The organism is Variovorax sp. LjRoot84 (assembly GCF_964254305.1).
In the GTDB taxonomy this organism is placed as follows: Bacteria; Pseudomonadota; Gammaproteobacteria; order Burkholderiales; family Burkholderiaceae_C; genus Variovorax.
In genome coordinates this window covers 1,060,272-1,086,375 of record NZ_CAXUTE020000002.1, presented here as the reverse complement: position 1 = coordinate 1,086,375, position 26,104 = coordinate 1,060,272, and the positions used below count along the sequence as shown (strand labels likewise).

Sequence of the window (26,104 nt, the reverse complement as noted above, 5' to 3'; positions counted from 1 at the left end):
ATGCGAAATATCGTCCGTTGCGGGCCTCCCGTGTCCTTAAGGCATCCCCTGGCTATGCCATCTGCCGAACCGCTTGATCATGGAAAAGCTGGGCGCCAGTTGCGTCCATGCTTCAGGCGCCAGCGTCGATGCGCAACGTTGCAGGTTTGCAAGCAGCGGCGGCGCGGGCGTTTCCTTGAATGCGAAGGCAATGGTGTTGCCATGATCAAAGTCACTCACGGTGACGACACGTCCAGCAAAGCTTTCTTTGATCCGCTCAAGGTAGAGCGGGAAGTGCTCATGATGGGAGTGGAGGTTTGCCACCAAAACCCCGTTGGGCTCCAGCATGCCAAAGCAGTTGTCGTAGAAAGAGCGCGAGCAAAGACTCGCAGGCACCCCGTTGGCATCGAAGCCGTCGGCTACGATCACGTCGTAGCGATACGGGGCAGTACGCACATAGTCAGCAGCGTCCTCCTTGCGGACATGAAACCGGTGGTCGTCTCTGGGCACCTCAAACTCATCGCGGAGCGCGATGACATAGGGGTTGATCTCGATCACCTGAATGCGTGAATCTGGCAGATACCGGTAGCAGAATTTCGGCAGTGACCCGCCACCCAAACCCACCATGGCGATGTGGCGGGGGTTGGGCGCAAACAGCAGGAAGCCCATCATGAGGCGCGTGTACGCCAGCATGAGGTTGTTGGGCCGGTCGATCTGCATCCGGCTTTGAACGTCGCAGATCGAGAAATGCATGGTCTTTGAGTTCAGCGATTTTTCAACAAGAGGTCGCGGGTGCCGGTTGTACTCGAGGCGGTCTGACATCAATGATTCAATGAGATGAAAAAGAAAGGCGGGCGGGGCGGGCGCGCGCGCTTGGAAGGACTACTTGTCGCTTGGGATCTCGGCGACAGTCAGGGCAGTCATGTTGAAGATGCCGCGCACCGTTGCCGACGGTGTCAAGACATGGATGGGCCGTGCTGCGCCGAGCAAGACGGGACCGATGGTGATTCCACCCCCCATGGCAGTCTTCATCAGGCCGTAGGAAATGTTGGCGGCGTCGATGTTCGGGAAGACCAGCAGGTTGGCGTCGCCAGCCAGCGCACTGTGCGGCATGACGGCGGCGCGCTGCTTGCCGTCGAGCGCCACATCGCCCTGCATCTCGCCGTCGACTTGCAGCCAAGGCGCCTGGATCAGAAGGGCGTCGAGCGTCTGGCGCATCTTGACCGCGCTGGGCTGGTTGCTGCTGCCGAAGTTGGAATGCGACAGCAGCGCAGCCTTCGGCTTGAGGCCGAAGCGCATCATCTCCTCAGCCGCCATGGTGGTGATCTCGGCGAGTTCCTCGGGCGTCGGGTCGTAGTTGACGTGCGTGTCGACCAGGAACACCTGGCGGTCGGGCAGGAGCAGGCCGTTCATGCAGGCGTAGGTGGAGACGCCGGCGCGCTTGCCGATCACCTGGTCGATGTAGTGCAGGTGCAAGGCGGTGGTGCCCCAGGTGCCGCAGATCATGCCGTCCACGTCGCCCTTGTGCAGCAGCATGGCGCCGATCAGCGTGAGGCGGCGGCGCATCTCGATCTTGGCGGTCTGCACCGTCGTGCCCTTGCGCTCGGTCATGCGGTGGTAGGTCTGCCAGAAGTCTCGGTAGCGATGGTCGTGCTCGACGTTGACGATGTCGTAGTCCAGCTCTTCCTTGAGGCGCAGGCCGAACTTCTCGATGCGCTGGGCGATGATGGCCGGCCGGCCGATCAGCGTGGGCCGGGCGATGCCTTCGTCCACCACGATCTGTGCCGCCCGCAGCACGCGCTCTTCCTCGCCCTCGCAGTAGGCGACCCGCTTCTTCGGCGCGCGCTTGGCGGCATCGAAGATCGGCTTCATCGCGGGGCCTGAGGCGTAGACGAAGCTCTGCAGCTTGTCGCGGTAGGCATCCAGGTCCGCGATCGGGCGCAGCGCGACGCCGCTCTCGGCCGCGGCCTTGGCCACGGCCGGCGCGACCTTTATCATGAGCCGCGGGTCGAAGGGCTTCGGAATCAGGTACTCGGGACCGAAGCTGAGCTTTTCGCCGACATAGGCGGCAGCCACGCGCTCGCTCTGCTCGGCCTGCGCGAGTTCGGCGATGGCATGCACCGCTGCGACTTCCATCTCGTCGGTGATGGTGGTCGCGCCGCAGTCGAGCGCGCCGCGGAAGATGTAGGGGAAGCACAGGACGTTGTTGACCTGGTTCGGGTAGTCGGTGCGCCCGGTGGCCATGACCACGTCGCTGCGCACGGCATGCGCGTCCTCGGGCGAGATCTCGGGGTTGGGATTGGCCAGCGCGAAGATCACCGGCTTGGCCGCCATCTTCGCCACCATCGCGGGCTTGAGCACGCCGCCGGCCGAGAGGCCGAGGAACACGTCGGCGCCTTCGATCACCTCGGCCAGCGAGCGCGCCGAGGTCTTTTGCATGTACTGGCGCTTGTCGTCGTCCATCAGCTCGGTGCGGCCTTCGTAGACCACGCCGGCGAGATCGGTCACGAACACGTTCTCGCGCTTCAGGCCGACCTTCAGCAGCAGGTTCAGGCAGGCCAGCGCCGCGGCGCCGGCGCCCGAGGTGACGAGCTTGACCTGCGAGATGTCCTTGCCCACCACCTTCAGGCCGTTGAGCATGGCGGCCGCCACCGTGATCGCCGTGCCGTGCTGGTCGTCGTGGAAGACCGGGATCTTCATGCGCTTGCGCAGCTCGCGCTCGACGTAGAAGCAGTCCGGTGCCTTGATGTCTTCGAGGTTGATGGCGCCGAAGGTCGGCTCCAGCGCGGCGATGACCTCCACCAGCTTGGCCGGGTCCTTCTCGTCGATCTCGATGTCGAACACGTCGACGCCGGCGAACTTCTTGAACAGGACGCCCTTGCCTTCCATCACCGGCTTGGCGGCCAGCGGCCCGATGTCGCCGAGGCCCAGCACGGCGGTGCCGTTGGTGATGACCGCCACGAGGTTGCCGCGCGCGGTGTACTTGAAGGCGTTGACCGGGTCCTTGACGATTTCCTCGCAAGGTGCCGCCACGCCGGGCGAGTAGGCCAGCGCCAGGTCGCGCTGGTTGAGCATCTGCTTGGTCGCCGCGATCGCGATCTTGCCGGGCACCGGATACCCGTGATATTCAAGCGCGGCAAGGCGAAACGGATCAGTGGGGTTGGTCATAAGGTTCCTGTTCTGGCGCTTCATACGGAGCCGAGATACGCTCCCCGCCAGCTGAACGCGCTGGTCCTCGAGGTCTGTGGGGCAACTTCATGACGACAGTGGCGTAGCCCACACCAGCCGAACCAACCCGTTGGCGATGTGTGGCAGCCGCATCCCCGTCGCGAGCACGCTGGTTGTCAGCCGGAGAGGTAGCGCGCCCTTCAACTGAGCGAATACAAAGAACGAGACTTCCGAGTCCGAGCGCAGGCGAAAAAGCCGATCACTCTCCGCAAGCAACTGGGGGACCACGCGACTCGGACGCGTATCGCGATCAAAGTAGATGCGTACGAGCCGGTCGTCAGGGAGGAGAAGTCGCGCGCACTCGCTCGAACCCTCCTCGGATATCAGCTCCAATGGAAGGCCCTTGAGAACGGCATGCTCCTTGACGAGGTGCTCCAAGGTCAGGTTCACAACGGTCCGAAGCATCTCGACATCCAGCAACTGCGCTTGGTTCTCTCCTTCCAGCAGGCTGGCGAGATCCCCGCCACGATCCGGTCCTTCGTACCGAACGCAGCTCAACCCCAGGCCCGGTTCTGTCTGGCAGGCCTGTGCAACGTCCAGTAGCTCGCGCGCAGCGCTGCAAACTGACTGCAGCCAGGTGATAGCGGCAGCGAAGTGATCAAATTCGTATGTGGCTTCTGGAAACCGGTCAACGAAGAGCTTCGGGTCCAACACGTCATTGAGTCTTCGTGTGATCGGTGACGTCCACCGGACTTCGTTGCCCAGTTGCCAAACCGCACCGAAGGTGCGGCTTGCACCTCCCGATGGAGGCTGGTAACGCAGCAGCTTGATGTGTCGGCTGACGGTGCGGTTCGTTCCCGCAGCGGCTTTCACGAAACATCCCCCGTAGATCTGTCACCCATCGACCTCAAGTCTTGCAGCATCGGCAGTGCAGCCAACGTCACCAGCACGGCGGCAAAGAGCACCGCCGCCGCAAAGCCCACAACCGAGAAGGCGATGGCGTCGACAACGCCTCCGCCCACAAACAACCCAAGGATCGTCGTATAGAGAGCCACCTTCTCGGAGTCGGCCTTCACCATGCGTTGGCCATCGACTCCCCGAGGATCGTCACCGTGGATCCATCGACCCAGTTCAACGCCCAGGTCCGTGATAACGCCAGTCATGTGTGTCGTCCTGATCTCGGTCTTCGAGATCTTGCTGACGATCGCGTTCTGCAGCCCCATGATGAAACAAGGGAGCAAAACGGTGGACGGAACGAACCATTCGCCAAGCAGCTCGAGATTGGCGCCCAACAAACCAAACAGCAACAGCAAGACCGCCTCGAGCACAAGGGGGTGCGCGAACTCGCCCTGTAATCGCCGGCGGCGCGCACGAGTGGCCAGCGCTCCGGTGGTTGCCGCTCCGCAAATAAATGAAATGAGCAACGCGACTCCGGCAAACGCCCAGGCGACGTGCCCGGAGATCAGGTCGCCCGCGATGGCGGACACGATCCCGGTCGTGTTCGACGTATAGCGCTGCACCGCCAGAAACCCACCGGCGTTGATCGCGCCGGCAATGAACGCGAGCACGCCTCCCAGCTGTCGGTTTGTTCGTTGGGCCCGAACCAACTGGATGAGTTCTTGAAGAATGTTCGCTCGCATGGACGGTGGGGGCGTCGCGAGCTCATCGGGCTTCACGGCGGAAGCGCAAATATAGTTTTCATTGTGTATCATTGCAATTACCATTTGATTAACATATTTTTCGATCACCTCAGCGCGACAGGTACGCCCGTCGTAACACCGCATCTGCGTCGCCTGAGGCTCAATAGATGAAAGTGCTCGAATGGCCTGTTCAGCGCCGCGGCGTCACGCTCCTCGCAGCCGAGCGCCAGCTATTCAGCAGTCCGTCCTTAAGGGAGCTGACGGAGTTTTTTCTGCGGATTTCGGTCTGCGTGGCGGGATGAACGGCCGAGATTTGGCCGAGAGGAGCTGGGCGATACGACCCAGCCTCAAGGTGCTGTTCGTTACCGGCTATGCCGAGAGCGCCGCGTTTGGCAAGGGGTTTGTGTGAAGTTGGACATCTACGAAATTCTGAAGAGGCTTCCCCACCGCTATCCGTTCCTTTTGGTGGACCGCGTCGTGAATCTCGAGAAGGGCGTGCGGATCGAGGCGCTGAAGAATGTCACGATCAACGAAGCATTGTTCCAAGGTCACTTTCCTCATCGTCCCGTGATGCCCGGCGTACTGCTGCTGGAAGCGCTGGCGCAGGCGGCTGCATTGCTCGCATTCGAGACTTTCGGTGAAACACCTGATGACACGAAGATGTACTACTTCGGTGGAATCGATGCAGCGCGATTCAAGAGGCCGGTCGAACCTGGGGATCAGTTGATGATGGACGTTCGACTGCTGCGCAGGAAAGCGGGGGTCTTCAAGTTCAAGGGGAGCGGCTTTGTAGACGGTCAGCTCGCCGTTGAGGCCGAGTTGCTGTGCACGCGTGTGGTCATCGCGTGATGCTTCGATGCCGCGCGTGCCGCCTGACCCGGCGCGTGGCCACCTATCGAAAAAGAGCTCGTTCTACAGGTGGGAGGGGGACATCCTGGTCCTCAACATTCTCGGGACACCCGGCGCAGCAGAAGACGCCACCGGCAAGGTCGAGGGCAATCAGCTGAAAGTCAGCGTCACCGAGGCGCCGCGCGTGGCCCTGCAACAGACCACATGGTGCGTTTCCTGGCCGGCGAGTTTGGCGTATCGCGCTGCGCCATCGAGGTTGTGTTCGGGCGCAAGAACGTCAACAAGCAACTGCGAATCAAGGCTTCCTCGAGGTTGCCTGCATGCATTGAGCCGCCTGCCATGGTCTCACCAGGTTCAGCTCGACCCAAATAGGGCTGTCCAGTCGACAGAGCACGGCTTGCCAACCGGCATGGAGTATCAATGAGCGGGAATGGCCCGCCGACTCCTGTCTGGCACCGAGGCTGCAGACCACGATGTCCGCAGGCACCGAAATCCAAGGTTTGACGAGGAGCGGGCGGGCGGTGGACGCAGGCGTGGCGCCAACCTCGGCGCCTTTCGCCTCAAGCAGGAATCCGTCGGCAATCATCATGGTGAACGCTTGCCGGGCTGTGCCTGACGTTGTCGAACAGCGCTAAGGATCCCGCGCAGGATGTCGATCGGCGGTGGGGGACAGCCGGGTACCGCCACATCGACCGGAATCACGTTCGCCACCTTGCCACAGCTGGCGTAGCTCTCGCCGAAGATGCCGCCGGTGCAGCCGCAATCACCGACGGCGACCACCAGCTTCGGTTCCGGCGTGGCGTCGTAGGTGCGCCGCAATGCCTCTTCCATGTTGCGCGACACCGGCCCGGTGACCAGCAGCATGTCGGCATGGCGCGGACTGGCGACGAACTTGATGCCGAGTCCCTCGATGTTGTAGTAGGGGTTGTTGAGTGCGTGGATCTCGAGTTCACAGCCGTTGCATGAGCCGGCATCGACCTCGCGGATCGTGAGCGCCTGGCCAAGGATCACGAGGATGTCGCGCTGGATGCGATCGACCGCGGCGTGTTCGGCATCGTCAACCTGCGGCGCCGGCTCAGTGACGATGCCGGTGCGCACGATCTGCTTGAGGATGTGCCACATCAGAGGTCGTGCCCCGAATAGCTGAGGTTGAAGGACTTATTGATCAGCGGGAAGTCCGGAACGATATTGCCCATGATGGCGTGCTCGAGCACTGGCCAGTTCTGCCAGGACGGATCGTGGCAATGGCAGCGCACGATGCGGCCATCGCTCCCGATCTCCAGTGCGACGAAAACCTCGCCCCGCCAGCCTTCGACCCAGCCCGCACCCAGCGATGCCGAGGCCGGAGGCCGAAGCTCGGCGCGAGCAGCGCCGTCCGGCAAGCCAGAGCAGATGGCGCGGATGAGCCGCAATGACTCGAATGCCTCTTCGAACCGCACCGTCACGCGCGCTGCGACATCGCCGTCGCGGTGCGTTGCGATCGCAACCTTGAGTCGGTCGTAGGGCGACCACGGGAAGTCGCAGCGCAGATCGGCCGTCTGCCCGCTGGCGCGTCCCGCAAGGCCCGTGAGACCGAGTAGTGCGGCCAGTTGTGGCGTCACCCCTCCGGTGCCGACAAAGCGGTCCTGCAGGCCCGCATGTTCGTCGTACACACGCCGCAGCGCGCGCACCTCTCGCTCGATCACATCGCACTGCATGCAAAGGCGATCTCGCATCGTTGGCGTCAGATCGATCGCCACGCCGCCGGGCACAACGGCGTCCATCATCAAGCGGTGCCCGAAAATCTCCTTCGACAGACGCAACCAGTCTTCGCGCAGGCGCGAGAACTGCGCCAGGCCAAAGGCCAGGGCCGCATCGTTCCCAAGAGCGCCGAGGTCGCCCAGATGATTGGCCACGCGTTCGCGCTCCAGCATCAGCGCACGCAGCCAGGCGGCGCGTGCCGGGACCTCGTCGCTCCAGGCCGACTCGAGCGCCATGCTGTAGGCCCACGCGTAGGCCACCGTCGTGTCGCCCGAGATGCGTCCCGCGAGGCGGTGCCCCTCGAGCGGCGTCAGTTCCGTGAACCGGCGCTCGACGCCCTTGTGCGTGTACCCGAGGTGCTGTTCGAGCCTGAGCACCTTCTCGCCCACGACCGAGAAGCGAAAGTGGCCGGGCTCGATGATGCCGGCATGCACGGGCCCGACGGCGATCTCGTGCACCCCGTCACCGTCGACGCGCACGAAGGGATAGTCCGCAGGTAGCGCACCGGCGGCGGAGGCAACTTCGGACTGGGGTTTGTGCTGCAGCGGCCATGATCCGGGCGGCCACACCCCATGGTTGAGCCAGGGGCGATCGTCGCAGCTGCCCTCGGCGCGGATACCCGATAGATCGGCCACAGCGCGCTGCATGCGCCCCGCGCACGGGAATGCGACTGCCAGATCGGGAAATCCTTGCGCTGCATCGTCCAGCTTCAGTTCGAGCCAGATCAGCCCCTCGGAGACGGCGTAAGCTGCACACGCCACCATGCCGTCGCCGGCGGCACTGCGGTCGAGGCCCCAGACCGAGACCAGACGCCCTCCCGTGTCCGCGATTTCGCGCGCGACGGCGCTCCAGGCGTCCCGACCCACCCGTCCATGCCAAATGGGCATCGGCGCCGACAGGCGCCGCAGATCGAGTCCGAGTTCCGGCAGCGCCATTTGATCAGTTCCCCAGCATCGCCGCCGCCTGGACGTACCAGGCGTTGAGATAGGGCGGGATGTAGACGCCGAGCATCAGGCCAAGCGCCAAATGAACGAACACCGGAACCAGGGCCGGCGGATGCGCCAGGGGCCTGACGTTGGTCTCGCCGAAGACCATCGGCTGGACCCGGCTGAAGACGGATGCAAACGCCAGGCCCAGAGCGATCAGCAGGAACGGGGTCGCCCAGGGCTGCTCGCGCATTGCGGTCGTGACGATCAGGAACTCGCTGGCGAAGACCCCGAACGGCGGCATGCCGAGGATGGCGAGCGATCCGAGCATCAGCCCCCAGGCGACCGTCGGGCTGACCTTGATGAGCCCGCGGATGTCTTCCATGATCTGGGTACCCGCCTTCTGCGTGGCATGGCCGACGGCGAAGAAGATCGCGGACTTGATCAGCGAATGCACCGTCATGTGCAGCAGCCCGGCGTAGTTGGCGATCGGGCCGCCCATACCGAAAGCAAAGGTCATCATCCCCATGTGCTCGATCGACGAGTAGGCAAACATGCGCTTCACGTCCTTCTGCCGGATCAGGAAGAACACTGCCGCCACCACCGACAGCAGGCCGAAGCCCATCATCAACCGGCCGGCCAGAGGATAGTGCAGCGCACCGTCGGTCAGCACCTTGCAGCGCAGGATCGCGTAGAGCGCGACATTCAGCAGCAGGCCCGACAGCACGGCCGACACCGGCGTCGGACCCTCGGCATGCGCGTCCGGCAGCCAGTTGTGGACCGGCACCAGCCCGACCTTGGTACCGTAGCCGATGAACAGGAACGCGAACGCCAGCGTAATGATGTTCGGGTCGAGCTGGTCCTTCACTGCATCGAGGTTGGTCCAGAGCAAGGCGCCGCCCTCGGGGCCGATCACCTTTTCGGCCGCCATGTAGAGCAACACCGTTCCGAACAACGCCTGGGCGATGCCCACGCCGCACAGGATGAAGTATTTCCATGCGGCCTCGAGACTGGCCGCGGTGCGATAGACGCTGACCAGCAGCACGGTGGTCAGCGTGGCGGCTTCCATCGCGACCCAGATGATGCCCATGTTGTTGGTCGTCAGTGCCAGCAACATCGTGAAGCTGAACAGCTGGTACATGCTGTGGTACAGGCGCAGGCGCGGCGGCGTCATCTTGCCGTGGTCGCGCTCCACGCGCATGTAGGGGCGCGAGAAGATGGAAGTGGTCAGGCCGACGAATGCGGTCAGCGTGACGAGAAAGACGTTCAGCGGGTCGATGTAGAACTCGCGGTCCCAGACCAGCATCGGCCCGCTCTTGACGATCTGCGCCGTGAGTACGCATGCGGCGACGAAGGTGCCCAGGCTGAAGGCGACGTTGACGTCGCGCGCGTTGTCGCGATGGCCGACCAGCGCCAGCACCAATCCGCCGGCCAGCGGAGTTGCGAGGAGGAAGGCCAATGCGAGCAACTCAGTCGTCCTTCAGCTTCTCGAGGTGGCGAATGTCCAGGCTGTCGAACTGCTCGCGAATCTGGAACATGAACACGCCCAGGATCAGCACGCCGATCAGCACGTCTAGCGCGATGCCGAACTCGACCACCATCGGCATCCCGTAGGTGGCCGACGTGGCGGCAAAGAACAGGCCGTTCTCCATCGCGAGGAAGCCGATCACCTGCGGAACCGCCTTCGCACGCGTGATCATCATCAGGAACGACAGCAGCACGCAGGCCAGCGCGATGCCCAGTGTGCCGCTGGCCAGCGCCGACGACAGCTGGGAGATCGGTATCGCCAGATTGAAGGCGAAGATCACGACCCCGATGCCGATCAGCATCGTCGTCGGGATGTTGATCAGTGTCTCGACGTCCCAGCGGATGTTGAGACGGTCGATGACCCGGTGCAGCAGGTACGGGATCAACAGCACCTTGAGCACCAAGGTCAGCCCGGCCGACAGGTACAGGTGGTGCTGGTCGGTCGCATAGCCGACCACGGCGGTCGCGAGCGCCAGCGCAGCACCCTGCATCGTGAACAGGTGAATCAGGGTGAGGATGCGCCGCTGCGAGATCATCGCGAATGCGAGCATCAGCAGCACCGCACCGAGCAGGTTGACGAGTTGGGTCAGGATGCCGCTGCTCATGTCACTGGTTGAGCAGCAGGTGCACCAGCATGCCGATCACCGCAAGCAGGAAGGCGGTGGCCAGGAACTCGGGCACGCGGAAGATGCGCATCTTGGCGCTTGCCGTCTCCAGCGCGGCAAGCAGAAAGCCGCCCACGGCGAGCTTGATCACCAACACGGGCAGCGCCAGCAACATCTCCAGCGGCGCCTGGGCCTCGGCAACGCCCCAAGGGAAGAACAGGGCCAGGCCGATGCACGAATAGGCGAACAGCTTCAGGCTGGCCGCCCATTCGATCAGCGCCAGGTGGCGGCCCGAGTACTCGAGGATGAGCGCCTCGTGGATCATCGTCAGCTCAAGGTGCGTGGCCGGGTTGTCGACCGGCACGCGCGCGTTCTCGGCCAGCGACACCATCGCGAATGCAACCCCGGCAAAGGCCATACCGGGATAGATCGCCAGTTCGCGGTGCGCCAGCGTCTCGACTATCGTGGTGAGCGAGGTCGACTGGGAAATCAGCGAAGCCGAAAACAGCACCATCAACAGCGCGGGTTCGGCAAGGAAACCGACCAGCATCTCGCGCCGCGCACCCATGGTGCCGAACGCGGTGCCGATGTCCATGGCGGCCAACGAGATGAACACTCGCGCCAGGGCGAACAGGCCGACCAACGCGATCGCATCGGCCGCTGGCGCCAACGGCAGATCGGTCGACAGCGTGGGGATAATGGCGCAAGCCAGCACCATGCAGCCGAACATCACATAGGGCGCGACGCGAAACAGTCGCGATGCATGGTCGGCGACCATCGACTCCTTGTTGAACAGCTTGTGCAGCATCCGGTAGGGCTGCCAGAGGCTGGGCGCGGACTTGTTCTGGAGCCACGCGCGCCACAGGTTGACCCAGCCGGTCAGCAGGGGCGCCAGCCCGATCGCGATGACGATCTCCAGCAACTGCGACATGAAGCCGGCGAAGCTCATGGCGACCTCATCGCATCACCACGAGCAACGTGGCCACCAGCGTCAGGAAGCTGTACAGCAGGTACACCGAGATCCGCCCTTGCTGCATGAGGCCGATCAGTCGCGCGAGGTACGCCGCCAGATCGGCGATGGGCACATAGAGCCAGCGCCAGAAGTGATCCTCCACCGTCACGCGGTAGCGCGGTTTCGCGTCGAACGGCGTGGGCAGATCACGCCGCATCAGGAAGAAAGGTTCGAAGATCTGGCGGATCGGCTGCCCGAATCCTTCTGCGGTGTCCTGCATGCGTGCTGTGCTCCATGGGAAGCCGCAGGCCCAGGGCAGGCCGCGACGCACGCGGCCGTGGTAAAGCTTGCGCACGAGCAGGAAGGCGAGCGCAAAGCTCCCCAGGATGCCGAGCAGGAAGATCACGGGGCCGTAGCTGGCCTGCGCGAGACTGTTCGGCGCCAACAGCCAGCCATTGGCTGCTACCTTGGCGCCGAGACCCGACTCGACAAGCTGCTGCGTCACGGGGTCGATCAGCTGAATGAATTGTGTCGGCAGCAGTCCGAGCGCGATGCAGCCGAGCGCCAGCCACACCATACCCATGCGCTCCCAGCGGCCGCCATCATGGGCGTGGGTGAGCTTGTCCTCGCGCGGCTGCCCGAGGAAGATCACGCCGAAGAACTTGACCATCGTGTAGCCGGCCAGCGCGGCCACCAGAGCGATGAGCGCGGCGACCACCGGGATGAGCATGGTCAGCAACGGCACCGGCAGCCCCGGCGTGAAGAGGAAGCTCTGCAGCAGCAGCCATTCCGACACGAAGCCTCCCAGCGGCGGCAGACCCGCGCTGGTCAGCACGCCCAACAGCGTGAGCCAGGCTACCCAGGGCATCGTCCGGATCAGGCCCCCCAGCTTGCCGAGGCTTCTCTCGGAAGTGGCATGAAGCACGCTGCCGGTGCCGAGGAAGAGCAGGCTTTTGAAAAAGGCGTGGCTCGCGACGTGATAGAGGCTCGCGGTCAGCGCGAGCGCGGCCATCGGCTTCATGCCGTAGGCCGAGAAAATCAAGGTCAGGCCCATGCCGACGAACAGCAGGCCCATGTTCTCGATCGACGAATAGGCCAGCAGCCGCTTCATGTCGGTCTGCACCGCCGCGAAGATCACACCGAACAGGGCGGTCGACAACCCGACTGCCAGCAGCAGCCCACCCCACCACCACAGGTGTGTGTGCAGCAAGTCGAAAGACACGCGCAACAGGCCGTAGATGGCCGTGTTGAGCATGACCCCACTCATCATGGCCGAGACGGGGGAGGGCGCGGCGGGGTGGGCTTCGGGCAGCCAGACATGCAAGGGCAGGATGCCGGCCTTGGCGCCGAACCCCAACACGGCGAGCAGGAAGCCGGCCGAGGCCCAGAACGGCGACAGTGCCTGGGCGCGCATGTTGGCGAAGGTGTAGTCGCCCGTGTTGGCCTGAAGCACACCGAAGCACAGCAGGACAGCGATCGCGCCGATTCTCGCCATCGTGATGTAGAGATAGCCGGCGCTGCGCACTTCAGCCATGCGGTGGTTCGCGGTCACCAGGAAGAACGACGACAGCGCCATCGTCTCCCACATCACCATGAACGAATACGCGTCGTCGGCGAGGATCACCCCCACCATGCTGACCAGAAATACGTGGTACTCCAGGCACAGCAGGCCGGGGGGCGTGCCTTCGCCCTTGCGGAAGTATCCGGCCGCAAATGTGGAGATCCCGGCTGAGGCGCCACCGACCACCATCAGGAAGTAGGCCGACAGGCTGTCCAGGCGGAGATGGAACGGCAATGCCGGCAGCCCGATGGGCAGCACGGCAACCTCGGGGGTGCCAAGCAGTGCGTCCAGCGCCAAGCCGAAGAGCGCCAACCCGAGCAGCGCCCCGACCGGGAAGAGCACCTGGGACACCAAGCTGAATCGATGCAGGGCAAAGATCCCGGTAGCCCCCACGACCAACCAGGCCATCGCCACAACGAGTATCCAGTCGAGATGGATCCATTGCGCGACGGGGGGCAGGCCGCTCATGACTCAGGCACCGTCCTGCGCGATGTCTCGGGGTAGCTGTCGCACCATCTGCGGCGCCGGCCGATCCTGCAGCGCACAAAGCCGCTCGAAGGCTTCCTTCCTATGAGGGGCGATGAGCAGAGTCAGGCGCGCAGTTTTGAACTCCATGGATCCTCAGCATGGCAATGCAATAGGTACCCGCAGCACATAGTATATGAACGCCATGCAATTGGAGAGGTCTAGCTTCGCTGGTCTCTCAGCACCGATGCGATCAGCGCAAACCCTGCGAGTAGCTGGTTGGCGGCGCCTGGGTCGAGGTCTGGCGGCCTGCGAATCGCTCCCAAGCGGTACGTCTCGAGGGCATCACCTTTGCAGGCAAACACGATGCTATGGCTCTCCTCGCCGTCATCGACCACCAGGACCGAGCCATTGAAACTGCGACGGATGTGAGCCAGGTGCTCGTCAGTTTCAGGGTCACCGTACTGCAAATTGACCACCATGATCCCGTCGGGCTGGAGCGACTCGCGGCAGTCGTCGTAGAAGCTTCGAGAAGACAGCTGCGCAGGCAGTCCCTCAAGGTCATAGCCGTCGACGATCAATACGTCGAAACGATTTGGACCACGGCGTACAAAGTCCGCCCCATCGGCTTGAAAAACGATGAAGCGCGCGTCATCGCGCGGTATGTGGAACTCCTCGCGCAATGCGATCACCATCGGATTGATCTCTGCGACCTGGATTCGGGCGCGGCTCAAATGGCGGTAGCAGAATTTGGCCAACGACCCACCGCCCAAGCCGACCATCCCAATGCTGCGTGGCTCCGGCTTGAAAAGCAGGAATCCCATCATCGTGCGTGTGTACTCGAGAGCGAGCGCGTACGGGTCGTTGAGTCGCATGCGGCTTTGAGTGTGACTGATACAGAAGTGGAGAGCCTTGGAGCTGACGGTCTCGTAAATGAAGGGTTTGATGTGCTGCGCAGATGCGGAACTGTCGGACATGGGCAAGGTTGGTCTACTGTTTCTTGATTGAGGAGCTCGGGTTTCCGCGCTTGGCCATGTCTACCAGCGAGGCTCGAACGTGATCAGTGTCCATGTTGGTGATCGCCACGCGCGGGGTAAGGAACGTCGGCTGGTTGATTTGGAGATGGGGCACTACGAGCAGGCATTGGGTCCGAGCATTGTTCGGGGCAGTCATCCTGTGATGTGCCAGCACCCCTTGATGTACGACGTCCGTCGAGGTGATGTTCGCGAGCAAGGTGACAACCACCATTCGACCCCGCCCGAGGTCCAGCGTCGCGACGTCGTCCCCCTTCTGAGAGGTCGATTCGATCTGCCCTGCCACCAGATCAGGGTCGTTCTTCAGGATCTGCCTGATCATTTCCAGCAGGCAATCGCGCATGATCGCCTCCGGGAATGCGCCGGCTGTCTCCGTAGCCCGAATGAGGCTTGCCAGCCCCAGCAGGTTGGCGTCGCTTCCGTCGTACCGCACGCATTGCAGCCTCCACTCAGGGTACAGCTGGCAGGCAGTGTCAACCTCGTGCGGATCGGCAGCGCCATAGCACGCTGCATCCAGGCAGGTCATGGCTTCTTCAAAGGCATCGATCGACGCCAAGGCATCGGGAAACTGTCGTGCAAAGGACTTCGGGTCCCGAACACCGTTGCGTGCGCGCATGAGCGGCGCTGCGAGGTGTACACGGTCACCCTCGCGCCAGAGTGCTGCACAAACTCGTGGTTCCCCGCCGGGCGGCAGAAATTGCACCAGCATCAGGTTGTGGTTGAGCCGTGATCCGCAGGCCGCCGTGGGCTTGTTGAAATGCTGTTGGGGCATGGTGTCGCCTCAGGCGCCTCGAACGACGTTGATCAACCGTCGTCTCGGTGAACACCGCCGGCCAACTCGAACTGCGATCGTCGTCGCTGCCGGAACGGCAACAAGAGTCGGGCGAATGAACCCCACGTCATCGAGCCTCTGCACTGCAAGTGTGGCCAGCGACGCGATCTCTCGACGCTGGGCTAGCCAACGCGCTCAAGGAGGCATAAGCTTCAAGGCAAATGTAATGCGTTGAAAGTGTAATTGCAATGGTAATGATATTACCATGTTTGGCGGATACGGATGCCGGATCGCTGCAGGTGCGGCCACCGTGATGCGGCGATGGAGCCGACGCGCTATCCGTCGCTGCCCGTACGGCCGACAACAACAAGAATGCGCCGGAATGTTCAAGGCCCTGGTAAATCGGCTCGATCGCCACGGCATCGACGCTTCGGGCATCGTCAACTAGAACCTGGAAACCTGTCTCGTCGAGTTCATCGCAGGGTTGTGGTACTTGTGGGAGAGAAGGCCGCTCTTGCAAGCCGTTGGAGGGACGCCTTGACGGAACAGCTGTTGCTTCCTGCCTTCTGGCTCGCGGTTGGCCAGATCATCATGATTGACATCCTGCTGGGTGGCGACAACGCCGTTGTGATCGCTTTGGCCTGTCGCGGCCTGCCTGATCACCAGCGCATCCAAGGGATCGTGTGGGGAACGCTTGGCGCGATCCTCATGCGAGTTGTTCTGATCTTTTTCGCGCTCCACATGCTTGCGATCCCCTACCTGAAGATCGTCGGTGCGGTGCTCCTCAAGTGGATCGGGGTCAGACTGCTGCTCCCGCAAGATAACGGTAGTAGGCATGCGCATATCGGGAGCACCGAGCAGCTCGGCAGAGCCATACGGACCGTGATCACCGCCGACTTGGTGATGAGTATCGACACGTGTTGGCGATTGCCGCGGCAGCTGAAAGCGCCGCCATCCAGCACAAGATGCCGGTCGTGGTGTTCGGGCTGCTGGTAAGCATCCCCATCATCGTGGTCGGCAGCCGTTTGGCATTGCGGCTGATGGATCGCTACCCGATCGTCGTGACCGCAGGTGGATTACTTCTTGGCTGGATCGGCGGTGTCATGCTAGTCACCGACGTCGGGATCGCGTGACTGGTCCCGCAGAATGCCATTGCAAGGTACGTCAGCGGTGCGGTCGGCGCTGTTTTAGTGGTCGCGCTCGGCAGACTGGCGGCTGCGAGAGCTTCCAGGGCAGCTCACGAGACCGAGCCGGGCGGATGCGGGTGACCCGCCGTTCGACCAGCGGTCGAGCGCACCGCCCAGAGGCGGCGGCATGCGCGGTCACACGCAAAACAAGGTTCGGGCGACGCGGGGCAGAGCGGCCGACCGTTTCAGCGACAGGCGCCACTCAAGCCGGTACCCCTGAACGCCGGTTAGAGCGCACGATGTGCTTCGGAAGATTCCTCCGCGCCGAATCGTCTCCACGCCAACCATTGTGAGCAGGTCGCGCCGGACGACTGCTGCGACGGTCAAGCGACCGCGAACATCCCGAAGCCGAGCACGACGGCCACGCAAACTATCGTCACGATGTGACCGGCAGCGACCGAGCGCACCCGCTGAAGGCTGCTCCTAAACGCAAACAACCGCTCCTGCGAAAGCGCGCACTGCCGCATGTGAGATGCGAGCGCATCGACGTCGCCAGATACGAAGTCGATCTGGGAATGGGCATGGGTGTTGGGGGAAGACATGGCGAAGATTCCGGTGAACGACGCTCAAACTGCCGCCTCAGTACGAGAGGCGAGAACTGTAAACGGGGCAAAAAGCATACTCCTCATCCAGAACAAAGACCATTGCCCTTAATACTGTGGCTCTGGTTGTGGGGCCACGTATTCTCGAAGCCGCGAGTCAGTGAAATATCTCAGCTCTTGATGCCGAGCAGGTCGAGCACCCCGCATACGAAAGTGAGCGGATGGGGCGGACACCCAGGCACGTAGAGCGTCGGCTTGAAGCGGTCGAGGAAGCTTCGCTCCAAGGCTGACGATTCCTCGAAGGGGCTGCCCGATATCGCGCAGGCCCCGACTGCGATCACCAGCTTGGGATCGGGCATACCGTCCCAGCACAGCTGCAGCGCCGCGGCCATGTTGCGCGTGATCGGCCCCGTCAACACCAGGCCGTCCGCATGCCGCGGGGATGCCACGATGTCGATGCCATAGCGCCCGATGTCGAAGTTGACATTGGTGAGCGCATTGACCTCGAGTTCGCAGCCGTTGCAGCCGCCTGCCGAGACCGATCTCAGTTTGAGCGAGCGACCAAAGCGCTTGCGTAGCCCTTCGGACACCTTGACGGGATCAGGTGCCGGCCGCGCGGCGCTGATCACCAATCCAGAGCGGTTTGTAGAGGCCAGCTGAAAGTCGTTCGTGAAAGAAAGCTTCCCGCTTGGACATGCGGAGGCACAATCCCCGCACATCACGCAGCGGCCCAGATCGATCTGCACCGGGTCCGGCGTGATTGCCTCAACTGGACAGGCGGTAACGCAGGCATTGCAACCCGTTTCGCAGGGAGCAGCACCGATGACGGGCTTGCCGCGGAAGCCGACAGGATTCGCCTGGCGAGGATCCTTGATGTATTGAGTCCCCTGCGAGACCCTGACCTTGATCGACTGGAGCACCGATGTTCCTAAAGATCGTTCCCACAATAGGAAAGATCAAAGCTCTTGTTGCAGATGGGAAAGTCCGAGATCTCGTTGTCGCGAAGCGCGAGCGCGAGGCCGAACCAGTTCAGCAGCGACGGATCCTGGACCTTGTAGTGAACGAGGCGCCCGTCGACGCCAGTTTCGAACGCTTGGACCACGGGTCCGCGGAAGCCTTCGCGCACCGAGACGCAAAGCGTGTCGGGGCAGAGCGGCCCTATCGGAACGGGCGTCGTGGCCGCCAGGTCGAGCCCCGGTGTTTCGAGCACCTGCGTCAACCAGCGGACGGATTCGTCGATCTCGCGCATGCGAAGCTTCAGCCGCGCCCAGCAGTCGCCGGTCTCCTCGGTCAGAAACCTGACCGGATGGCTGGTGTACAGCTGCCCGGGCAGGCTGATGCGCATGTCAACGGCAACGCCGCTGGCGCGACCCACCAAGCCCACGAGCCCGATGTCCTGCGCCGCCCCGTTGCTGACGACGCCCACTCCCTGAAAACGGGACTGAACGCTGCGCGCGTTGAGCATCAGGTCGTTGACTTCGGCAATGTCCTTCGCGAAGGCTGCGATGGTCGCGAGCAGGTCCCGTCGCAGCTCATCGGTGATCCCGAACCGCACGCCGCCCGGTCGCAACCAACCCCGGCCGAAGCGGCTTCCGCAGGCGCGCATCGATGCGTTGATGACCGCCGTGCGCAAACGCCCATAGGTGGCGCCCCCCTGCAGGAAAGCGATATCGGTGGCGAGCCCGGTGAGGCCTGCCAGATGCATGGCGACGCGCTCGAGTTCCAACGCGACGCCGCGCACAAGATCGGACTCGGTGCTCACCTGAGCACCGGACAGCGCTTCCACCGCGGCGCAGTAGCCCCACGCATAGGCGATGCTGCTGTCGCCAACGATGGACTCGACCAACGACGTGAGCGCGAGCGGCGGGCGGCGCAACAGGAGTGCTTCGACGCCGCGATGCTGGTAGCCGAGCTGAATTTCCAGGTGATGCACTTGCTCGCCGTGGCACATAAAGCGGAAATGTCCCGGCTCGATCACGCTGGCGTGGATCGGACCGACCCCTACCTCGTGGATCTCCTGCCCGCGCACCTTGAAAAAAGGATGTTCAGCCATGCGCTGCTGGCGAGGCCCTTCGTAGCGCACTGGCTTGAGCCAGGGATGCCCAACAGGGGTAAGTCCCGTTTGCTCCCACAACTCCCGTTCGAACATCTGTACGGCCGGATGCCGTGGTGTGAGTGAGGGGAACGATGCATGGCACTTCCCGCGGCCGCGCAGGACGCTGAGCTGCCCTTCATTGCCCTGCAGAACCGCCGTGACCACCACTTCGTCGTTCGCATCGGGGCGCCCGAAGAGCGTGATCATGCGATCGCCGGCGCCGAGGGCCTGCGCGCAACAGCCCGCCCACTCGGCCAAGCCGAAGGGTGCGATCTCGCGGGTCGGCACCATGGCAGTCGGCTTGGCGAGTCCCCTCATTGCCATCATTGCCCGCCAATCGATTGCGCCACTTGCAGCAGCAGTTGGCTGATCGGGGCCGGTGTGTAGACGCCGAGCAGGACCAGGACAACAACGAATCCGAGCTTGGGCACCGCAGTCACCCAGCTTTCGGTGATCGGCGGACCTTGCCGGTCCGACGGTCCCCACAGCATCGGAAAAATGGATCGGCCGGTCGCGACGAAGATGATCGTCAGCATCGTGCACATCATCGTGAACGCGATCAGGTTGCCCGACTGCACGATGCCCGACAGGATCAGCATCTCTGCCATGAAGCTGCCGAAGGGTGGAAAGCCCAGCAGGGCGAAGGTGCCCACGGCGAACAGCAGCCCTGAGAACGGCAGCACCCGGATCACACCGCTCAGTGCCTTGACTTCGTTGGTGCCGTAGACGGCCCGCAGCCGGCCCGCGGTGAGGAACAGCAGCGCCTTGACGAAGGCGTTGCTGACGACATAGAGCAGCACCCCGTACGCCGCCGCCTTGCCCACCGACAACCCGATCGCGATCACACCGGACGAGCTGACGCACGCATAGGCGATCAGCCGCTTGTAGCTGCGCGCGGCCATCACCTGAATCGCTGCCACCACCAGCGACAGGCAGCCCATGATCAACAGCTGATATGCCACGAAGCCGGTGTCCTGGGCACGAAACACCTGCAGGATGCGGAAGACTGCCACCACGCTGATGTTGAACTGTACGGCCGCCAGCAGCGCGCTCGCGCTGGTCGGCGCTGCTTCGTAGGTCTCCGGCATCCAGCTGTAGAGTGGCGCGAGGCCGAGCTTGCTGCCCAGGCCGAACAGCATCAACCCCAGCCCGAGGTGCTGCCAGGTGTCACCGACGGTCGGTGCGGCCGCCGCCATTTCGCCGAGGGCGAAATTGATCTCCACGCCCTGCAGGTACGCCGAGCGGGTGAGGCACATGATGCCCAGGAAAGTCAGCGCCAGAGACATGCTGGAATACAGCAGATAGCGCCAAGCGACGCGATGCGGCGCCGGCGCACTGCCCTGGGCGACCAGAGGCGCTGCGCACAAGGTGGTCAGCTCGATGAACGCCCACAACAGCAGTAGGTTGTTGGCCATCACTCCCAGGTTCATAGCCACCATGAACGCGAGCGTGAGTGAAGCCCTGGACAGTATGTTCTTGGCCAGCGAAGTCGACGTTCCCACGCGCGAGGCCATGTAGACGCTGATGCCCAGGAAGACGCCGTTGATCACCAGCAGAAACAGCAGCGAGGTCGCGTCGAGCACGAAATAGCGCTGTGCAAAATAGAGCGGCAAGCTGGTAAGCGGCGCGAGCACGAAGACAGTGGCCGACAGCAACAGGCTCGCCAGCGCCACCGCGACCAGCGCCGGGCCGACCCACCGGTGGCGCGCCCCCGAGTGTGAGCGTGCCAAAATGGAATGCGCTTGGATCATTGATGGGCGCTGAGCGTCGCGCGCGGCCTCGCCAAGCGTGAGCGCGTCTGCCTGGTGACTGACGGGTGGCGGACTCAGGCGCTTTCCTTCGCCACGTGTGGCTCGCCGCCCGCTTCGCTCGACTCGCGCGCCCCGACCAGCCAACCGCCCACCCCCACCGTGAGCAGGTAGATGGCACTCAGGGCAGCGTGGACCGGCAGCGGCCACGGCTCGGGAAGCAGCGACTCGAACAACGCCAGCGCGTTTTCCATGAAGAGCACGGCAACCAACTGGGCCGGAGGCGAATTGTTGGTCGACAGCACCAACAAGGCCACGGCCACTGTCGCACCGACGACGCCGAGCGCGAGGGCCTGCCGATCGGACATGGCGGGAGCGCCGAATTCGAACGCCAGCACGATGAGCGCGATGGCGATCGCCCAGGTAAAGAGGTTCGAAGGCATCAGGTCGAGGTTCGGCTCTGCGCGCAGGCGGATGGCCCGGCGCAACAGTCGCGGGGCAATGGCACCTCGCACGAGGATGACCTCAAGCAGTGCCACGAGAGCGTGGACCGATACCTCCGCGTGATGCGCGATGCCGTTCCAGCCCAACGCCAGGGCCTGCACCGCGAGCCAGACCGGCGCGGAGCGGATCTTGCCGAAGAAGACCGGGATGACCGCGGCGACCAGGAAAACGACCAGCGCTAGCGTCATCGAGATCCTTCCAACCAGCCGGCGCCGCCCAGGCACAGGGCCGCCACGGCCGACGCCAGCATCAGATACCGCGGCACCAGGCTCATGCGCAGCCGCGCGACCAGCGACTCGACGCATCCCACCGCCACGGCGACGCCGGCCATGGTGAACAGCGAAGCAAGTACACAGGCCAGCGGCGCGCTCAGGGGGTCAAAGGGATTGAGCAGTGCCGCGATCAAACCCGCATAGATGGTCATTTTCAGCGCCGCCGCGTATTGCATCGCAGCCAGTTCCGGGCCGCTGTGGTCGAGGACCATCACCTCGTGGACCATCGTCAGCTCGAGGTGAGTCAGCGGGTCGTCCACGGGCACTCGCGAGGCTTCGGCCTGCAGCAGGACGAAAAGAACTGCGACAGCGGGCGCCGCAAGCCAGCGGAACGACTCGGCTTGGTGCAGATGGCCGATCAGGCCGGCGAAGCTGCTCTGGCCGGTCGCCACGCTGGCGGCCCCGACGAGCAGGAACAGCGCCGGTTCGACAAAGGCGGTGAACGATGCCTCGCGGGCAGCGCCCATGCCCTCGAACGAGCTGCCGACGTCCATGGCCGACAACATGAGAAAGATGCGGGCCAGCGCGAGCGTGTAGGTAAAGAAGATGAAGTCATGCCTGAACTCGAGCGGCGCGATGCTGCCGAGAATCGGCGCAATCATCGCGGCGAGCATGGACGCCGCCAGGACCACCCAGGCACCAGTCCGGAACAAGGGCGTGGCGACGACGCTGAATACCGGCTGCTTGCGCAGCAGGCGCAGCAGGTCCCAGCCCAACTGCATCAGACGCGGGCCCTTGCGCCCGGCCCACAGCGCTTTGGTTCGATTCACGAGGCCGACCATCAGTATTGGCATCCCGAGCGCGATGAGCACATGGACGACTCCGATCAACAGCTTCATCGCAGCGGCCCGCTCATCAGCACCAGTACTCCGGCGATCACGACGATGCCGATCAGGGCGGCCGCGAAGGCGACGCGCGGATCGTCTTCGCGCAACCTCTTTGACAGGTCGGCAGCCGACGCATCTCCGTGGCCGATGACGGAGAACAGCCTTCGCTCGACCGCGTCCACACAGTCGGTGATCAGGTAGCTTTCGGTCGGAAAGTAACCCGCTGGCGCCTTCCGCCGCCGCAGCGTCAGCACCACAGCGCGAAAGCGGGCGCTGAAGTCTGAAGAGAAGCTGGAGCCGGTGTACTGCATGCGCGGGGTCGGCGCACCATAGCCACAACCCCAAGTCAGATGGCTGGCGGCCAATTTGGACGACACAGCCCTCGACCGCACCCAGAGCAGCAGCTCGATCGACAGGACCAGCGCGCCGGAGATCGCGCCAATCCACATCAACGTGTCGGCGATTTGCTTTAGGGCACTGAAGGTCGGCTTGGACAGAGACTCCAGCGCGATGACAGTTGAACCTTGCACCAACTTGAAGCCCAGCAACGGTATGACGCCGAGCACAATGACGCCTACCGCATGCACGCCCATGGGCACCAGCATCCAGCGGCTCACCTCGGCGGGTGGTGTCACGCTGCGATCTCGCGGCACGCCAAGAAAGACCACACCGAAGGCGCGCGTGATGCTCAGCGCGGAAACGGCACCCACAAAGGCCAGCAGCGCGCCGGCAGCGCCCAGCGCTACCTTGGCCCAGACGCCCACGGGGGCATCGGTGAACAGACCCGAGTAGATGACGAACTCGCTGGTGAAGCCGTTGAGCGGCGGCAGCGCGGCGATCGCGACGCCGCCGAGAATGAAGCTCAGCGCCGTCCAGGGCATCAGGCCTGACAGCCCGCCCAGCCTTTCCATATCGACGGTATGCGTCGCCTGGTAGACCGCGCCGGCAGCGTAGAACAGTTGGCACTTGAAAAACGCATGGTTCAGCACGTGCAGCAACCCACCCGCGAACCCGATCGCTACCAGCGAGGCGTTGCCCCAGCTCAGCCCGAGGCACCCGACACCGAAGCCGATGCCGGCGATGCCCACGTTTTCGGTCGACGAGTAGCCCAGCAGGCGCTTCAGGTCACGTTGCCCGACCGTGTACAGGGCGCCGACCACCGCCGACAGGACGGAGAAGCCGATCAGGAACCAGCCCATCCATTCGTCAGGCTTGCCGATCAGAAAAACGAAGCGCACCAGCGCGTAGAGGCCGGCCTTGTGGATGACGCCCGACATCAGCGCCGACACGTGCGCCGGCGCCGCCGCGTGGGCCCGTGGCAGCCAGGAGTGAAATGGGAAGAACGCGGATTTAAGGCCGAAGCTCGTGACCAGCAGCAGGAAAACGAGGTTGCGTTCCGAGCCCGCGTTGTCGCGCAGCCATCGCCCGAAGCTGCTGAGGTCCCACGAGCCCGAGTGCGTGTACAGGATCATGAACGCCGCAACCAGGAAGATCAGACCGATGTGCGTGGACACCAGGTAGTTGAAGCCGGCGAAGCGGACTTTCTGGTTCGTGTAGTCCCAGATGACGAGAAGCCATGCGGCCAGAGCAGCGGTTTCCCAGCCGAGCAGGAAGATCAGTGCATGATCCGCGGTGTAGACGAGCACGAACGACAAGGCCGTCAGGTTCAGCAGCGCGTAGTGCACCCCCAGATGCCGCTTCGATGTGAAGTGCGGCCGCAGGTAGCCGACCGCATAGACGCTGCCCAGCAAGGTCATCGGGAGTGACCAGGCCAGGAAGAAGGCGCCGAGTGCGTCCAACCGTACCCGCAGCGCGCCCACCGGATAGGCCCATGCCAGTTCGCCGACCACGGGTGTTCCACCGGCCAGAATGGGTGTCACCGTTGCCCAGACCAAGGCCGTAGCGACCACTTGCGACAATATCCCGATGCCGGCATGCGTGGCGCCGCGCGCGGGCAGCAAACAGGCTGCGGCACCCAGCAGCAAGACGAATACGGCGGCGCTGAGAGCCGTCATTGGTGTTCCGGAGCCTTGGGCGACGTGAAGCCGTCTCGAACTCGTCCGGTTTCGCGCTTCAGTGATCCGGGCGGCCAAGCCGCGTGCGCTGCGCAGGAATCAACGAGACAATGCAAATGAACGGCTCCAGCATCTCGGCCAAGCAGGATCGGAAATGCCCTGCCTAGCTTGCAATTCGATTGCACTAGATGATACTGTTATTATCATGAAACTAACATAGGGATAGCTCATGGAACTCAAGACAGCGCGCCTGACGGTGCTGATCGATCCCTCGAAGAAAAAGGCCTTTGAGGCACTTTGCGCCCGCCAGGATGTGACCCCTTCACAGGTCGTTCGACGTCTGATTCGCGACTACTTGGCGCACCACGGCGTCACCTTCGTCCCAAGCGGAATCGAGCAAGACGAGGAAATGGCTGCAAAGCCCTGATCGACGCTGACGCGAGCAAGAACATTCGAGAGAACTGTCGGACGGCGCACAGTGGATGGTGTCGACAGCCCCGAAATCTTTGCCCAGTTCGGATGCTGGATGCATGCACTTTTTTCAGGGGCGGTCTGCGAAGCGCGATCTGGTCCCAATGGCTCTGGTCGATACGTGCTGCCGGCGACGGGGACTGCGAAACTTCGTGGGCCGCGCGCGGCGGCTCTCGATCAGCACAAGAGTCGCCGAGCCACATGGCAATCCTCGGCTTTCTACGCACGACGGTTGAAAGTGCCAAACCCAGCGGCGGCCATGTCGACGTGGCGCGGGCTATTTTTACGTAGCCGCCTCATCAGGCAATGAATGTCTTCTCCCAACGAAATAGAGAAACGAGCGGACGTGAGTGACCGCGTGCCGCCGCATGAACTCGACGACGATCAATTGGCCGAGATGGCCCGGGAATGGCGCAGTCGGGCCGCACGCGGGGATGAGCTCGCCTTTGGCCTCGCGCATGCTTTCGAGGCAGAACTTCGCCGCCGCGTGCGAGACAGCCAAATCTCGCCTCTCGCGACGTCCGAGCAACCGATGAGCCCCAAACCGCGGCCATGGTGGAAGTTCTGGTGAAGCATCAGCTTGAAGCGTCTATCCACCCGCTCTGTCCCGCCTCATTTCTGCAAAACACCCCGAGCCTGCCTTCTTCCAGCATGCGTTTTGCGTCGCAGGCTCGACGTACAGCTTGGCCTCAACCGGCTCCATGCCGAGCAGGCGGGAGCGGGCGCGCGACAGCTGTGCAGTCGTGCCTGCACGCAACCACCGCATTTCTTGCGCCGGAACCTGTTGTCGCGATCTCAGACCTTCGACAGGATTTCCATCGCCTTGTTGGCGTCGCCCAGCGAGTCGACCGCGATATAGGCCACGAACTGTTTGCCGATCACGGAGGCCGAGAAGCCGCGAAGATTGATTTCCCCAACGGCAAGCTTTTGCGTCAACTCCGCAGCGATGCCCGGGCGATCCGGGCCCATGACTCGAACCGAGTGAAGGCTTTGCGTCACGTTGAAGCCCACCTGTGCCGCCGCACGGATTTCGCGGTCGTTCTGCAGCGGCGTGACGTAGACGACCCCCGTCGCGGGCTTCTCCGGCCTGCGCCTCGCGATGATGAATTGCAGGTCTGCCCCTGCTTCACGCAGCGTATCGAGCACCTCGGCAAGGCCGCCGGGCCGGTCCTGGATGTCTGCTGCCCATACATCCGCACGTTCCACGAGAAGATCCATGATTGAT

The 26,104-nt window shown here is 63.4% G+C and carries 26 protein-coding genes and 1 pseudogene; 6 read left to right on the top strand and 21 right to left on the bottom strand.

All coding sequences use genetic code 11. The annotated features are described in order from the left end of the window. Positions 1-36: 36 nt before the first annotated feature. From ACSQ9I_RS35875 to ACSQ9I_RS35860, 4 genes are all read right to left on the bottom strand, one after another. On the bottom strand, positions 37-801 hold the full coding sequence (locus tag ACSQ9I_RS35875; RefSeq protein WP_436316714.1) for a fused MFS/spermidine synthase: 765 nt from the start codon (positions 799-801) through the stop codon (positions 37-39). A 60-nt stretch (positions 802-861) separates the two neighbouring features. Then, positions 862-3,147, bottom strand: a complete 2,286-nt coding sequence (locus ACSQ9I_RS35870) for an NADP-dependent malic enzyme (RefSeq protein WP_436316713.1) — start codon at positions 3,145-3,147, stop codon at positions 862-864. A gap of 87 nt (positions 3,148-3,234) precedes the next feature. Beyond that, positions 3,235-4,020 carry a hypothetical protein gene (locus tag ACSQ9I_RS35865; protein WP_436316712.1) on the bottom strand — a complete coding sequence of 262 codons (786 nt, stop codon included), beginning with the start codon at positions 4,018-4,020 and terminating at the stop codon, positions 3,235-3,237. Beyond that, positions 4,017-4,787: a YoaK family protein gene (locus ACSQ9I_RS35860; RefSeq protein ID WP_436317115.1), complete on the bottom strand. Its 771-nt coding sequence runs from the start codon at positions 4,785-4,787 to the stop codon at positions 4,017-4,019. The genes ACSQ9I_RS35865 and ACSQ9I_RS35860 overlap by 4 nt, the downstream gene beginning before the upstream one ends. Before the next feature lie 167 nt (positions 4,788-4,954). On the opposite strand from ACSQ9I_RS35860, the gene ACSQ9I_RS35855 reads away from it, so the two are divergent. The 3 genes from ACSQ9I_RS35855 (at position 4,955) to ACSQ9I_RS35845 (ending at position 6,008) form a co-directional block, all read left to right on the top strand. Continuing rightward, positions 4,955-5,089, top strand: a complete 135-nt coding sequence (locus ACSQ9I_RS35855; protein ID WP_436316710.1) for a hypothetical protein — start codon at positions 4,955-4,957, stop codon at positions 5,087-5,089. 109 nt (positions 5,090-5,198) lie between these two features. After that, on the top strand, positions 5,199-5,636 hold the full coding sequence (gene fabZ / locus ACSQ9I_RS35850; RefSeq protein WP_436316709.1) for a 3-hydroxyacyl-ACP dehydratase FabZ: 438 nt from the start codon (positions 5,199-5,201) through the stop codon (positions 5,634-5,636). A gap of 204 nt (positions 5,637-5,840) precedes the next feature. Beyond that, entirely contained in the window at positions 5,841-6,008 is a 168-nt protein-coding gene (locus tag ACSQ9I_RS35845; protein ID WP_436316708.1) for a DUF167 domain-containing protein, read from the top strand. 213 nt (positions 6,009-6,221) lie between these two features. Here the strand turns inward: ACSQ9I_RS35845 and ACSQ9I_RS35840 are convergent, their stop codons facing one another. From ACSQ9I_RS35840 to ACSQ9I_RS35800, 9 genes are all read right to left on the bottom strand, one after another. After that, positions 6,222-6,758: an NADH-quinone oxidoreductase subunit B family protein gene (locus tag ACSQ9I_RS35840; RefSeq protein ID WP_436316707.1), complete on the bottom strand. Its 537-nt coding sequence runs from the start codon at positions 6,756-6,758 to the stop codon at positions 6,222-6,224. Beyond that, positions 6,758-8,311 carry an NADH-quinone oxidoreductase subunit C gene (locus ACSQ9I_RS35835; RefSeq protein ID WP_436316706.1) on the bottom strand — a complete coding sequence of 518 codons (1,554 nt, stop codon included), beginning with the start codon at positions 8,309-8,311 and terminating at the stop codon, positions 6,758-6,760. The genes ACSQ9I_RS35840 and ACSQ9I_RS35835 overlap by 1 nt, the downstream gene beginning before the upstream one ends. Positions 8,312-8,315: 4 nt before the next feature. Continuing rightward, a complete protein-coding gene (locus tag ACSQ9I_RS35830; RefSeq protein ID WP_436316705.1) occupies positions 8,316-9,770 on the bottom strand; it encodes a hydrogenase 4 subunit F in 1,455 nt (484 codons plus the stop codon). Between the two features lies 1 nt (position 9,771). After that, entirely contained in the window at positions 9,772-10,434 is a 663-nt protein-coding gene (locus tag ACSQ9I_RS35825; protein ID WP_436316704.1) for a formate hydrogenlyase, read from the bottom strand. A 1-nt stretch (position 10,435) separates the two neighbouring features. Then, on the bottom strand, positions 10,436-11,383 hold the full coding sequence (locus ACSQ9I_RS35820) for a respiratory chain complex I subunit 1 family protein (protein ID WP_436316703.1): 948 nt from the start codon (positions 11,381-11,383) through the stop codon (positions 10,436-10,438). Between the two features lie 7 nt (positions 11,384-11,390). Next, positions 11,391-13,415 (bottom strand): hydrogenase 4 subunit B, encoded by a 2,025-nt coding sequence (gene hyfB / locus ACSQ9I_RS35815; protein ID WP_436316702.1) that lies wholly within the window; start codon positions 13,413-13,415, stop codon positions 11,391-11,393. A gap of 3 nt (positions 13,416-13,418) precedes the next feature. Further along, positions 13,419-13,562 carry a hypothetical protein gene (locus tag ACSQ9I_RS35810; protein ID WP_436316701.1) on the bottom strand — a complete coding sequence of 48 codons (144 nt, stop codon included), beginning with the start codon at positions 13,560-13,562 and terminating at the stop codon, positions 13,419-13,421. 71 nt (positions 13,563-13,633) lie between these two features. Continuing rightward, positions 13,634-14,389, bottom strand: coding sequence for a fused MFS/spermidine synthase (locus tag ACSQ9I_RS35805; protein WP_436316700.1), 756 nt, complete (start codon positions 14,387-14,389; stop codon positions 13,634-13,636). Between the two features lie 13 nt (positions 14,390-14,402). Then, positions 14,403-15,218, bottom strand: coding sequence for a hypothetical protein (locus ACSQ9I_RS35800; RefSeq protein ID WP_436316699.1), 816 nt, complete (start codon positions 15,216-15,218; stop codon positions 14,403-14,405). A gap of 282 nt (positions 15,219-15,500) precedes the next feature. Between ACSQ9I_RS35800 and ACSQ9I_RS35795 the strand changes: the two are divergent. Then, positions 15,501-16,351 (top strand): annotated as a pseudogene (locus ACSQ9I_RS35795) (TerC family protein). A gap of 377 nt (positions 16,352-16,728) precedes the next feature. Here the strand turns inward: ACSQ9I_RS35795 and ACSQ9I_RS35790 are convergent. The 7 genes from ACSQ9I_RS35790 to ACSQ9I_RS35760 form a co-directional block, all read right to left on the bottom strand. After that, positions 16,729-16,947, bottom strand: coding sequence for a hypothetical protein (locus ACSQ9I_RS35790; protein WP_436316698.1), 219 nt, complete (start codon positions 16,945-16,947; stop codon positions 16,729-16,731). Between the two features lie 170 nt (positions 16,948-17,117). Next, on the bottom strand, positions 17,118-17,867 hold the full coding sequence (locus ACSQ9I_RS35785) for a 4Fe-4S binding protein (protein WP_436316697.1): 750 nt from the start codon (positions 17,865-17,867) through the stop codon (positions 17,118-17,120). 8 nt (positions 17,868-17,875) lie between these two features. Continuing rightward, positions 17,876-19,333 carry an NADH-quinone oxidoreductase subunit C gene (locus ACSQ9I_RS35780; RefSeq protein WP_436316696.1) on the bottom strand — a complete coding sequence of 486 codons (1,458 nt, stop codon included), beginning with the start codon at positions 19,331-19,333 and terminating at the stop codon, positions 17,876-17,878. 32 nt (positions 19,334-19,365) lie between these two features. Next, complete coding sequence (locus ACSQ9I_RS35775; protein WP_436316695.1) at positions 19,366-20,772, bottom strand: complex I subunit 5 family protein; 1,407 nt, start codon at positions 20,770-20,772, stop codon at positions 19,366-19,368. Positions 20,773-20,867: 95 nt separating this feature from the next. Further along, positions 20,868-21,482 (bottom strand): hypothetical protein, encoded by a 615-nt coding sequence (locus ACSQ9I_RS35770; protein ID WP_436316694.1) that lies wholly within the window; start codon positions 21,480-21,482, stop codon positions 20,868-20,870. After that, a complete protein-coding gene (locus tag ACSQ9I_RS35765; RefSeq protein ID WP_436316693.1) occupies positions 21,479-22,405 on the bottom strand; it encodes a respiratory chain complex I subunit 1 family protein in 927 nt (308 codons plus the stop codon). The genes ACSQ9I_RS35770 and ACSQ9I_RS35765 overlap by 4 nt, the downstream gene beginning before the upstream one ends. Continuing rightward, the gene (locus ACSQ9I_RS35760; protein ID WP_436316692.1) at positions 22,402-24,408 is read right to left on the bottom strand and encodes a proton-conducting transporter transmembrane domain-containing protein; all 2,007 of its coding nucleotides are present in this window, start codon (positions 24,406-24,408) and stop codon (positions 22,402-22,404) included. The genes ACSQ9I_RS35765 and ACSQ9I_RS35760 overlap by 4 nt, the downstream gene beginning before the upstream one ends. A gap of 229 nt (positions 24,409-24,637) precedes the next feature. Between ACSQ9I_RS35760 and ACSQ9I_RS35755 the strand changes: the two genes are divergently transcribed. Then, positions 24,638-24,835, top strand: coding sequence for a ribbon-helix-helix protein, CopG family (locus ACSQ9I_RS35755; RefSeq protein ID WP_436316691.1), 198 nt, complete (start codon positions 24,638-24,640; stop codon positions 24,833-24,835). Positions 24,836-25,189: 354 nt separating this feature from the next. Continuing rightward, the gene (locus tag ACSQ9I_RS35750; protein WP_436316690.1) at positions 25,190-25,450 is read left to right on the top strand and encodes a hypothetical protein; all 261 of its coding nucleotides are present in this window, start codon (positions 25,190-25,192) and stop codon (positions 25,448-25,450) included. 224 nt (positions 25,451-25,674) lie between these two features. Here the strand turns inward: ACSQ9I_RS35750 and ACSQ9I_RS35745 are convergent, their stop codons facing one another. After that, the gene (locus ACSQ9I_RS35745; protein ID WP_436316689.1) at positions 25,675-26,097 is read right to left on the bottom strand and encodes an ACT domain-containing protein; all 423 of its coding nucleotides are present in this window, start codon (positions 26,095-26,097) and stop codon (positions 25,675-25,677) included. Positions 26,098-26,104: the final 7 nt, after the last annotated feature.

Excerpts from the sequence above, each read along its gene's own strand:
- ACSQ9I_RS35835 (WP_436316706.1), bottom strand. The coding sequence starts at position 8,311 with ATGGCGCTGCCGGAACTCGGACTCGATCTGCGGCGCCTGTCGGCGCCG.
- ACSQ9I_RS35760 (WP_436316692.1), bottom strand. The coding sequence starts at position 24,408 with ATGACGGCTCTCAGCGCCGCCGTATTCGTCTTGCTGCTGGGTGCCGCA.
- ACSQ9I_RS35855 (WP_436316710.1), top strand. The coding sequence starts at position 4,955 with ATGAAAGTGCTCGAATGGCCTGTTCAGCGCCGCGGCGTCACGCTCCTC.
- ACSQ9I_RS35800 (WP_436316699.1), bottom strand. The coding sequence starts at position 15,218 with ATGCCCCAACAGCATTTCAACAAGCCCACGGCGGCCTGCGGATCACGG.
- ACSQ9I_RS35750 (WP_436316690.1), top strand. The coding sequence starts at position 25,190 with ATGTCTTCTCCCAACGAAATAGAGAAACGAGCGGACGTGAGTGACCGC.
- hyfB (WP_436316702.1), bottom strand. The coding sequence starts at position 13,415 with ATGAGCGGCCTGCCCCCCGTCGCGCAATGGATCCATCTCGACTGGATA.
- ACSQ9I_RS35845 (WP_436316708.1), top strand. The coding sequence starts at position 5,841 with ATGGTGCGTTTCCTGGCCGGCGAGTTTGGCGTATCGCGCTGCGCCATC.
- ACSQ9I_RS35820 (WP_436316703.1), bottom strand. The coding sequence starts at position 11,383 with ATGAGCTTCGCCGGCTTCATGTCGCAGTTGCTGGAGATCGTCATCGCG.
- ACSQ9I_RS35875 (WP_436316714.1), bottom strand. The coding sequence starts at position 801 with ATGTCAGACCGCCTCGAGTACAACCGGCACCCGCGACCTCTTGTTGAA.
- ACSQ9I_RS35765 (WP_436316693.1), bottom strand. The coding sequence starts at position 22,405 with ATGAAGCTGTTGATCGGAGTCGTCCATGTGCTCATCGCGCTCGGGATG.
- ACSQ9I_RS35860 (WP_436317115.1), bottom strand. The coding sequence starts at position 4,787 with ATGCGAGCGAACATTCTTCAAGAACTCATCCAGTTGGTTCGGGCCCAA.
- ACSQ9I_RS35745 (WP_436316689.1), bottom strand. The coding sequence starts at position 26,097 with ATGGATCTTCTCGTGGAACGTGCGGATGTATGGGCAGCAGACATCCAG.
- ACSQ9I_RS35825 (WP_436316704.1), bottom strand. The coding sequence starts at position 10,434 with ATGAGCAGCGGCATCCTGACCCAACTCGTCAACCTGCTCGGTGCGGTG.
- ACSQ9I_RS35780 (WP_436316696.1), bottom strand. The coding sequence starts at position 19,333 with ATGGTGCCGACCCGCGAGATCGCACCCTTCGGCTTGGCCGAGTGGGCG.
- ACSQ9I_RS35790 (WP_436316698.1), bottom strand. The coding sequence starts at position 16,947 with ATGTCTTCCCCCAACACCCATGCCCATTCCCAGATCGACTTCGTATCT.
- ACSQ9I_RS35840 (WP_436316707.1), bottom strand. The coding sequence starts at position 6,758 with ATGTGGCACATCCTCAAGCAGATCGTGCGCACCGGCATCGTCACTGAG.
- ACSQ9I_RS35810 (WP_436316701.1), bottom strand. The coding sequence starts at position 13,562 with ATGGAGTTCAAAACTGCGCGCCTGACTCTGCTCATCGCCCCTCATAGG.
- ACSQ9I_RS35755 (WP_436316691.1), top strand. The coding sequence starts at position 24,638 with ATGGAACTCAAGACAGCGCGCCTGACGGTGCTGATCGATCCCTCGAAG.
- ACSQ9I_RS35805 (WP_436316700.1), bottom strand. The coding sequence starts at position 14,389 with ATGTCCGACAGTTCCGCATCTGCGCAGCACATCAAACCCTTCATTTAC.
- ACSQ9I_RS35770 (WP_436316694.1), bottom strand. The coding sequence starts at position 21,482 with ATGACGCTAGCGCTGGTCGTTTTCCTGGTCGCCGCGGTCATCCCGGTC.
- ACSQ9I_RS35870 (WP_436316713.1), bottom strand. The coding sequence starts at position 3,147 with ATGACCAACCCCACTGATCCGTTTCGCCTTGCCGCGCTTGAATATCAC.